Raw genomic sequence first — 7,990 nt, 5'->3', positions numbered from 1 at the left:
GTCCTCACCCGCCTCCATCCGGTTGGTGAGGAACGCGAAGCCCACCCCGCTCACCGGGTCCGCGAAGGCGACCTGACCACCGGCCCCGTCGTGCCCGAAAGCCTCCGCGGTGAGGAAACGGCGTGCCTCCGAGTCGAGTTGGAAGCCCATCGCCCACCGCGCGTACGGACCGGGGACATCGAACACCGGAGCGCCCCAGCTCTGCGGCACCAGCGCCCGCCGCAGGATGTCGTCGTCCAGCAGCCGGACGCCCCGGGTCCCGGTGACCGTCGCCGACCAGATGGCGGCCAGCGCCCGGGCGGTGGCGACGCCCCCGGCGCCGGGTATCTCGGCCGCCCGCACCGCCGGGTCGTTGAAGCCACGGGTCGGGTGCGCCAACTCCTGCGGGAAGGCGCCACCCAGAGTCATCGCCAGCCCCGGCCAGTCGGGACGGTCCGGCGTGCGCTGCGCCGCGGACTCCTGCTGCCGGACGTGCTCGGCCAGGGACGGCCCGACACCCAGGTGCGCCACCCGCCCCAGCACCTCCTCCGGCACCCCGATCCAGGCCTCCGCGCCCAACGGACCGGCGATCACCTCCTCGAAGTACCGGCCGACCGACACACCCGTGACCCGGCGGATGACCTCGCCGGCCAACCAGCCGTGGGTCAGGGCGTGGTAGGCGTACCCGGTACCGGGCTCCCACAGCGGTTCCTGCTCGGCCAGCGCGGCGGTCACGGTCTCCCAGTCCAGGACCTCCTCGGTGGAGAACGCCCGCCGGGGCGCCGACAGCCCGGCACGGTGGGCCAGGACGTCCCGCACCGTGACGCCGGCCTTGCCGGCCCGGGCGAACTCCGGCCAGTGACGCGCCACCGGATCGTCGTAGTCCAGCCGACCCTCCCGCACCAGGTGGGCGACGAGGATCGAGACCAGCCCCTTGGTGCAGGAGAAGATCACGCTCGGGGTGTCCGCCCGCCAGGGGGCGCCGGTGCGGGTGTCCGCGACGCCGCCCCACAGGTCGGCCACCGGCTCACCCCGGTGCAGGACGGCGAGCGCCGCCCCCGTGTCCGGGGCGCCGTCGAAGACGGCGGCGAAGGCGTCCCGCAGCGGCTCGAAGCCGGCCGCCACCCGCCCGTGCACGGTGACGTCACCCGACGCCCCGCCCGGGGTGTCGACGCAGGCGCTCATCGCACACCCTCCCCGACCGCGAGGACCGGCTCGCCCTCGGCCGACCAGCCCAGCGGCAGCGGGTCGGAGATCCGGCCGACGAAATCGGTCCCGTCCCCCGGGTCACCGATGTTCTCGAACGCCAGCATCACCCACCGGCCGGCCCGGTCGCGCACCAACCGCCCGCTGTACAGCTCGTCACCGGTCAGTCGCACCGCCCGCTCCACCGGGAACGGCCCGACCGGGTCCGGGGCGACGACCGCCCACACTCCGCCGGCGTCCTCGCTCCGCGCCCCCGCCAGGTGGGCGGTGTCGCAGGAGAACAGCAGCAGGTGCCGGCCGTCGACGGTGACCGACTGCGGCACCTCCAGGTGGGCGAACCCCGCCCCCGGCGCGCTCAGCGGTTCCCGCACCGTCCAGACCTCCAGGTCCGGGGAGGTGGCGTGGGCGACGACCCCCCGATCGCGCGGATCGGCGGGCACCCGACCGTCCGCGTCCCGGGCGTCGCGCCCGGCCCGGGCGGTGATCAACATGTGCCACCCGTCCCCCGAGGGGTCCGGGAAGACCCACGGGTCGCGCCACGCCTCCTCGCGCCAGGTCCCCTCGGCGAGCGTCTCGTAGCGCAGCGGGTCGGCGGTCGTCAGCGCGGCCGGCGACCGCTCCCAGGTGGTGAGGTCGGTGGACCTGGCCACCCCGATCGTCTCGATGTTCGACGCCGAGTCCGGGTCGGGGAACCGGGCACCGGTGTAGAACATCCGCCACACCCCGTCCGGGCCCCGCACCACGCTGCCGGTCCAGGTGGCCGTCTCGTCGAAGGCGCCGGGCCCGCCCGGGCGGAGCACCGGCCCCCGGTCCGACCAGTTCCGCAGGTCGGTCGAGACGGCGTGCCCGATCACGGCGTTGCGGTGCCGCAGGTCCGGGTCGCCGAGCGAGCGCGGCGCGTGCAGGTAGAAGAGGTGGAACAGGTCGCCGGAGTCGGCGACCCAGAAGTCCCAGACCCAGTGGTCGTCCAGGGCGAAGGTCACGGAAGGGCTCGATTCGGTGTGAGGGAGGGGACGGCGTCGGTGGGCGCCGACGCCGTCCGCGCGGCGGAGGTCCGGGGCGGGGCGTGCGAAGGTGCCGGGGCGTCAGCCCTTCACGGCACCCCGCAGCAGCGCCCGGATGAACTGCCGCTGGAAGATGAGGAAGACGATGATCGCCGGGGTGATGATAATCAGGGCGCCGGCGTTCAACAGGGGGATGCTCAGCGAGTACTGACCCTGGAAGAAGGTCAGGGCCCCGGCGGCGGTGCGCTTGAGCGGGTCGTCGATGAGCACCACCGGCAGCAGGAACTGATTCCAGGTCCACAGGAACAACAGGATGCCCAGGGCCGAGACGGCCGGTATCGCCAGCGGCAACTGGATCCGCCGGAACTCCTGCCACAGCCCGGCCCCGTCCACCCGCGCCGCCTCGGCCAGCTCCGGCGGGACGTTGACGAAGTGGGCGCGCATCCAGAACACCCCGAACGGCATGAACAGCCCGATCAGTGGAAAGATCACGGCCCACTGCGAGTTGAGCGTCCCCAGGGCCTGCGCCTGGTAGTACAGCGGGATGATCAACGCCTCGAAGGGGATGGTCAGACCCAGCACCATGAAGATCAGCACGGCCCGGCCGCCGCGCACCCGCAGCCCACCGAGCGCGTACCCGGCGAGGGTGGCGATCAGCAGACTGACCGGCACCACGCCCAGCACGATGAACAGGCTGGAACCCATCAACTCCCACACGTGCCCGGTCTCGAAGGCCGTGACGAAGTTGCCCCACTGGGGATCGGAGGGCCACGCCAACCCGGTGGGATTCACATCGGCCGGCTGGAGGGCCGCCGAGACCATGTTCACCAACGGGATGAGGGTGAGCACGAGGGCGAGGATCAGCAGGACGCGACCCAGCACCCGCTCGGTGCGGTCGGCGATCATCGGTCACCCGCCTTCGACAGACGCTGGATCGGCAACACGCACAGCAGCACCATGATCATCAACACGATCCCGAACGCCGAGGCCAGTCCGACATCGCTCTGGGTGAAACCGATCCGGTAGATGGACAGGGCCGGCACCAGGGTGGCGCGCCCCGGCCCGCCCTGGGTGGAGGTGTAGATGATGTCGAAGCTGCTCAGCGCCGCGATCACGCTGAGCGTCATCAGCACCGCGATCTCCTGCCGCAGGCCCGGAAGGGTGATGGTGAAGAACTCCCGCCACCAACCGGCGCCGTCCAGCCGCACCGCCTCGTACAGCGAGCCGTCGATCTTCCCGATGCCGGTCAACAGCAGGACGGTGCACAGGCCGGTCAGCACCCACGAGCCGATCAGCCCCACGGCGGGCAGCGCCGTGCCGTAGTCCGCCAGCCAGGGCCGGGCGAACCAGCCGAGCCCGAACCACCCGAGGATCTCGTTCACCGCGCCGGTCTGCGCGTACATCCACGACCAGGCGATACCGGCCGCGGCGAGCGGGATGATCTGCGGCAGGAACAGGATCGTCTGCGACGCCCGGGAGAACGGCCCGGGCCGCAGCGAGCGGATGAGGGTGGCGAGCATCAGACCCGCCGTGATCGGGATGACGGTGAAGAACGCGATCAGCACGAAGGCGTTGCGGATCGAACCCAGCAGGTACGGATCGCTGAACACCTTGACGTAGTTGTCCAGGCCCACCCAGGTCGCGGGACCGACGCCGTTCCAGTCGTAGAACGAGTACTGGACACCCATGAACAGCGGCCAGACCACGAACCCGATGTACATCCCCAGGGCCGGGAGCAACAGGAACCACCCGCGGGCGGCCGCCCGTCGGGCCGGCGCCTTCGCACCGGCCCGACGGGCGATCCGCGGTCTCGGCGGCCCGGTCACCCCCGACCCTCCTGCGGTCCTCCCCACCCGCCGGGGCGCGCCGCCCCGGCGGGTGGGGAGGGTCTCGTGGCGACTCATCGGGTGCCGACCTCGCCCTCGTAGAACTCCTGCACCCGCTCCACGAACTCCTGACCGGTGATCCGGCCGGTCACCAGCAGCTGGGACTCGGGGATGATCGAGCCCGCGTAGATGCCGGCGGTGGTGTTGGCCATGAAGTCGACCTGGCCGTCCTCCTCACCGATTCGCGCCGCCATCTCCAGCGCGGACTCGATCAGCGAGCCGGGCTCGACCTCGGGCATCGGCAGCGCCGGGTCACCGCCGGGGGAGGCCCCGGTGACGTCCACGACGATCTGCCGCGCGGTGGGGTCGGTGTGGATCCAGTTCAGGAAGTACGCGACCTCGTTCACGTGCGGGGACTTCGCGGCCACCGAGAAGGAGTTGGCGGCGCCCATCGCCACGTGCCCGTCGCCCTCGTTCACCGGCGGCACCAGGAAGAAGGTGACGTCCTCGCCCAGGGCCTCCTGGTACGTGGCCGCCTCCCAGTTGCCGTTGAAGGTGAACAGGCCGCCGCCCTCGGAGAAGCGACTGACGAACTCGAAGTAGTCGACGGAGTTGATGTCGTCGGAGAAGTACCCCGCGTCCGCCCAGGCGCGGATCAGCTCGGCCCCCTCGACGTTGCCGGGCGTGTTGTAGGTGGCGCCCGGCTCGTTGAACATCCAGGCCATGAACTCGTCCTGGTCGGCGAACTGGTTCATGGCCGCCTGGACCACGAAGTTCACCACGCCGTCCTTGTCCCCGGCGACGATCGGCAGCACGTCGTTCTCCGCCGCCAGCGCCATCTGCTCCTCCAGCTCCGCCAGCGTGCTCGGCGGGGCCTCGATGCCCAACTCCTCGGCGATCCCCAGGTTCATGTAGATGCCGGTGACGCTGTACCCCAGGCCGAGCTGGTAGAGCGAGCCGGAGCCGCGCACGTTCTCCTCGCTCATCCGCAGCGGGGCGAGCTGGGAGTCGGACCAGGCGTCCCACCCGTAGGCCTCGTGGTACGGGTCGAGGTTGGCGAGCAGACCGTCGCGCACGGTGTCGCCCATGGTGGGCAGCCGGATCAGGTCCGGCGGGGTGTCGCTGGCCAGCAGTCGGGGAGCGTTGGCGGTGAGGTTCTGGAAGGTGTCCCGGTTGATCCTGAACGTGACGTTGGGGTGCTGCCGGGTGAACTCCTCGGCCAGCTCGTCGGTGGCCGGGAAACCGGTCTCGTCCGCGATGGTGAGCGTGATCTCCTCCGAGGTCAGCTCGGTGCTCACCTCGGTGGCGTCGCCCGCCGGTTCGGGGGCGGCGCTGTTGCCGCCCGGCGCGCAGGCGGCGAGGACGATCCCCGTGGTCGCGGCGATCGAGGCCACGGCGGCGCGCTGTCGGCGACGGCGTCCGGTGGTGCTTGCCATGGGTGCTCCCTTTCTGATGGACCGGTTCTCCGATGGACCGGTACCGGGGGTGCGCCACTCACCCGTCCAGGCCCCGGGAGGGCCTGCGGGCGAGCGGGGGGAAAGCGGCGGGGCGGCTCGCGGGTGAGTCGGGCACCCGTCGTGCTAAAAGGTTTTAGCGCCGACATGTTCAACAGCGGGTGCCACCTGTGTCAAGCTGTCGCACACAACTTCTCCACGGAGGGAACGCGATGCCGCGCAAGAGAGTCACGCTGGCCGACGTGGCGCGCCGGGCCGGCCTCTCGACCACGGCCGCGTCGATGATCCTCAACGGCCGCCCCGACACCCGGCTCTCCAAGGAGGCCCACGAACGGGTGCACGCCGCCGCCGCCGAACTGGGCTACCGCCCCAACGTCGCCGCGCGCGGCCTGCGCACCGCCAAGACCCTCACCATCGGGTTCGTCTCCGACACGGTCACCACCACCCGCTTCGCCGGCGGACTGATCAAAGGGGCCCTGGAGGCGGCCGAGGAGGCCCGGCACGTGGTGCTCGTCGCCGAGACCGGCGGCGAACCCGAACGGGAGGCCGAGGCGATAGCGGCCCTGCTGGACCGCCAGGTCGACGGCATCGTCTTCGCCACCGTCCGCGCCCGCGAACTCTTCGTCCCCGCCCTGCCCGAGGGCGTTCCCGCCGTCATGCTGAACGCCACCAGCTCCCGTTTCCCCGCCACCGTCCTCCCCGACGAGGAACCCGGCGGCCGGGCCGCCGTCCGCCTCCTGGTCGACGCCGGCCACTTTGAGGGCATCGCGCTCATCGGCCAGAGCGACACGGCGGAACGCGACGTCTTCCGCTCGCGCACCATCGCCCGCCGCGTCGCCGGCATCCGCGGGGAGATGGCCGACAAGGGCTTGGGCTTCGTGGCCGAGGAATCCATCTGGATGTGGGAGCCGCAGCACGGCTACGACGCCACCCTCGACCTGCTCCGCCGACGGACCGACGTGCGGGCACTGCTGTGCATGAACGACCGGCTCGCCTTCGGCGCCTACCAGGCCGCCGCCGAACTGGGCCTGCGCGTCCCCGATGACCTCTCCGTGGTCTCCTTCGACGACGACGAGGTGGCCGCCTACCTGCGGCCGGGCCTGACCACCATCGGACTGCCGCACGAGGCGATGGGCCGCCGGGCGGTGGAACTGCTGCTCGGCCGCGAACCGGCAGGGGAGGAGCTCACCCCCATGCCGGTGGTCGAACGCGCCTCCATCGGCCCGCCCCGGGGGCGGTGAGGGGCCGGCCGGCCACCGACCCCGGCGGCCCCGCGCGGACGCGGGCCGGATCCCACGGCCCCGTGCCGACCCGTGCGAACGCGAACCGGCGCCGGACCGCGCGAATGTCTTCCGGAGGCCGGCGTCGCCGCCACCGCGAACCCGGCGGAACCCCTCGGGAACACGCGCCGGGCGTCTCCGTCGACCCCTCCGGCCGCTGCGGCCCTCGAAGCGTTCGCCCCCTTCGGCCGGACGCCGGGAAACGCCGGCGGCCACCTCCGCCCGGGAGGCACCGGCGGCCGGAGGCCGTCCGGAGTCGGCATCGGAGGCGAAGCGGTGAGCCGGTGACCGGTCGTGTCCGGGAAGGTCTCCCGCTCCCGGCCCCTGCCCGAGTGAGGGACATTCCTCGCGTATCGGAAGTCGGGAGGGGTACCCGCTCATCGAGCGCGATTCACGCGGCCGCGGGAGACGGGGCCGAGGACCTTCAGCCCGGCGATGGTCGCCACGGACCGCCCCGCCTCCCGGGGCCCACGCGCGGACCGCCACGGGGGCGCTCGTCACGCACCGATCGAGGAGGCGCCACGCGGAACACGGCCCCCGCACACCCCACCGCAGAGAAAGGCAGGCATCAGGTCATGCGATACCACGACCGACGCCACGCCGGCCGGGAACTCGCCCTCCGGCTGAAGGAAGACGCGGCGAACGGAAAACTCCCCGACCCGGTCGTCCTGGCACTGCCCCGGGGCGGCGTCCCCGTGGCGGTCGAGGTGGCCCGAACCCTCGAGGCACCGATGGACGTACTGGTCGCCCGGAAGATCGGGGTCCCCGGCCACCCGGAGACCGGCATCGGGGCGGTCGTCGGTGACGACCCTCCACTCTTCGACCGCTCGGCCCTGGACATGCTCCGCCTGAGCGAGGAACGACTCGCCCCGGACGTGGCCCGTGAACGAGCCGAACTGCGCCGCCGTGAGTCGCTCTACCGGGGCGATCGCCCGGCGCCCCCGATCGAGGGCCGCTCCGTCATCCTGGTCGACGACGGCCTCGCCACCGGCGTCACCGCACGGGCCGCCCTGCGGTACCTGCGCCGCCGGGGCGCCGCCCGCCTGATCCTCGCCGTGCCCGTCTGCGCCCCCGGGACCGCCGCGGCCATGGGCTCGGAGACCGACGGCGCGGATGAGATCGTGTGCCCCCACCAACCGCGAAGCTTCCGGGCGGTCGGCCAGTGGTACGACATCTTCGACCAGGTGGGCGACGAGGAGGTCATCGACCTCCTGCGCGAACCCACCACCCCGGGGCCCGGC

7 protein-coding genes are annotated in these 7,990 nt (G+C 72.4%); 2 read left to right on the top strand and 5 right to left on the bottom strand.

All coding sequences use genetic code 11. The features are described from left to right. The 5 genes from FNQ90_RS07055 to FNQ90_RS07035 all read right to left on the bottom strand — a co-directional run. Positions 1-1,164: serine hydrolase domain-containing protein (locus FNQ90_RS07055; RefSeq protein WP_182605482.1), on the bottom strand; the 1,164-nt coding region annotated here is incomplete at its 3' end. Continuing rightward, positions 1,161-2,168, bottom strand: coding sequence for a glycoside hydrolase family protein (locus FNQ90_RS07050; protein ID WP_182605481.1), 1,008 nt, complete (start codon positions 2,166-2,168; stop codon positions 1,161-1,163). The genes FNQ90_RS07055 and FNQ90_RS07050, both read right to left, overlap by 4 nt. A gap of 102 nt (positions 2,169-2,270) precedes the next feature. Continuing rightward, complete coding sequence (locus FNQ90_RS07045; RefSeq protein ID WP_182605479.1) at positions 2,271-3,095, bottom strand: carbohydrate ABC transporter permease; 825 nt, start codon at positions 3,093-3,095, stop codon at positions 2,271-2,273. Beyond that, positions 3,092-4,015, bottom strand: coding sequence for a carbohydrate ABC transporter permease (locus FNQ90_RS07040; protein WP_323379818.1), 924 nt, complete (start codon positions 4,013-4,015; stop codon positions 3,092-3,094). Before FNQ90_RS07040 ends, FNQ90_RS07045 begins: the two co-directional genes overlap by 4 nt. 74 nt (positions 4,016-4,089) lie before the next feature. After that, entirely contained in the window at positions 4,090-5,451 is a 1,362-nt protein-coding gene (locus tag FNQ90_RS07035) for an ABC transporter substrate-binding protein (protein WP_182605476.1), read from the bottom strand. Positions 5,452-5,681: 230 nt separating this feature from the next. Between FNQ90_RS07035 and FNQ90_RS07030 the strand changes: the two genes are divergently transcribed. Both FNQ90_RS07030 and FNQ90_RS07025 read left to right on the top strand, forming a co-directional pair. Continuing rightward, positions 5,682-6,710, top strand: a complete 1,029-nt coding sequence (locus FNQ90_RS07030; protein ID WP_182605474.1) for a LacI family DNA-binding transcriptional regulator — start codon at positions 5,682-5,684, stop codon at positions 6,708-6,710. A gap of 614 nt (positions 6,711-7,324) precedes the next feature. Then, positions 7,325-7,990 (top strand): phosphoribosyltransferase (locus tag FNQ90_RS07025; protein WP_182605472.1); only part of this gene is annotated, 666 nt, incomplete at its 3' end.

It is taken from the genome of Streptomyces alkaliphilus, assembly GCF_014141535.1.
GTDB classification, from domain to species: Bacteria; Actinomycetota; Actinomycetes; order Streptomycetales; family Streptomycetaceae; genus Streptomyces; species Streptomyces alkaliphilus.
The sequence above is the reverse complement of the archived record's forward strand: the minus strand, read 5'-3'. Positions and strand labels throughout refer to the sequence as shown.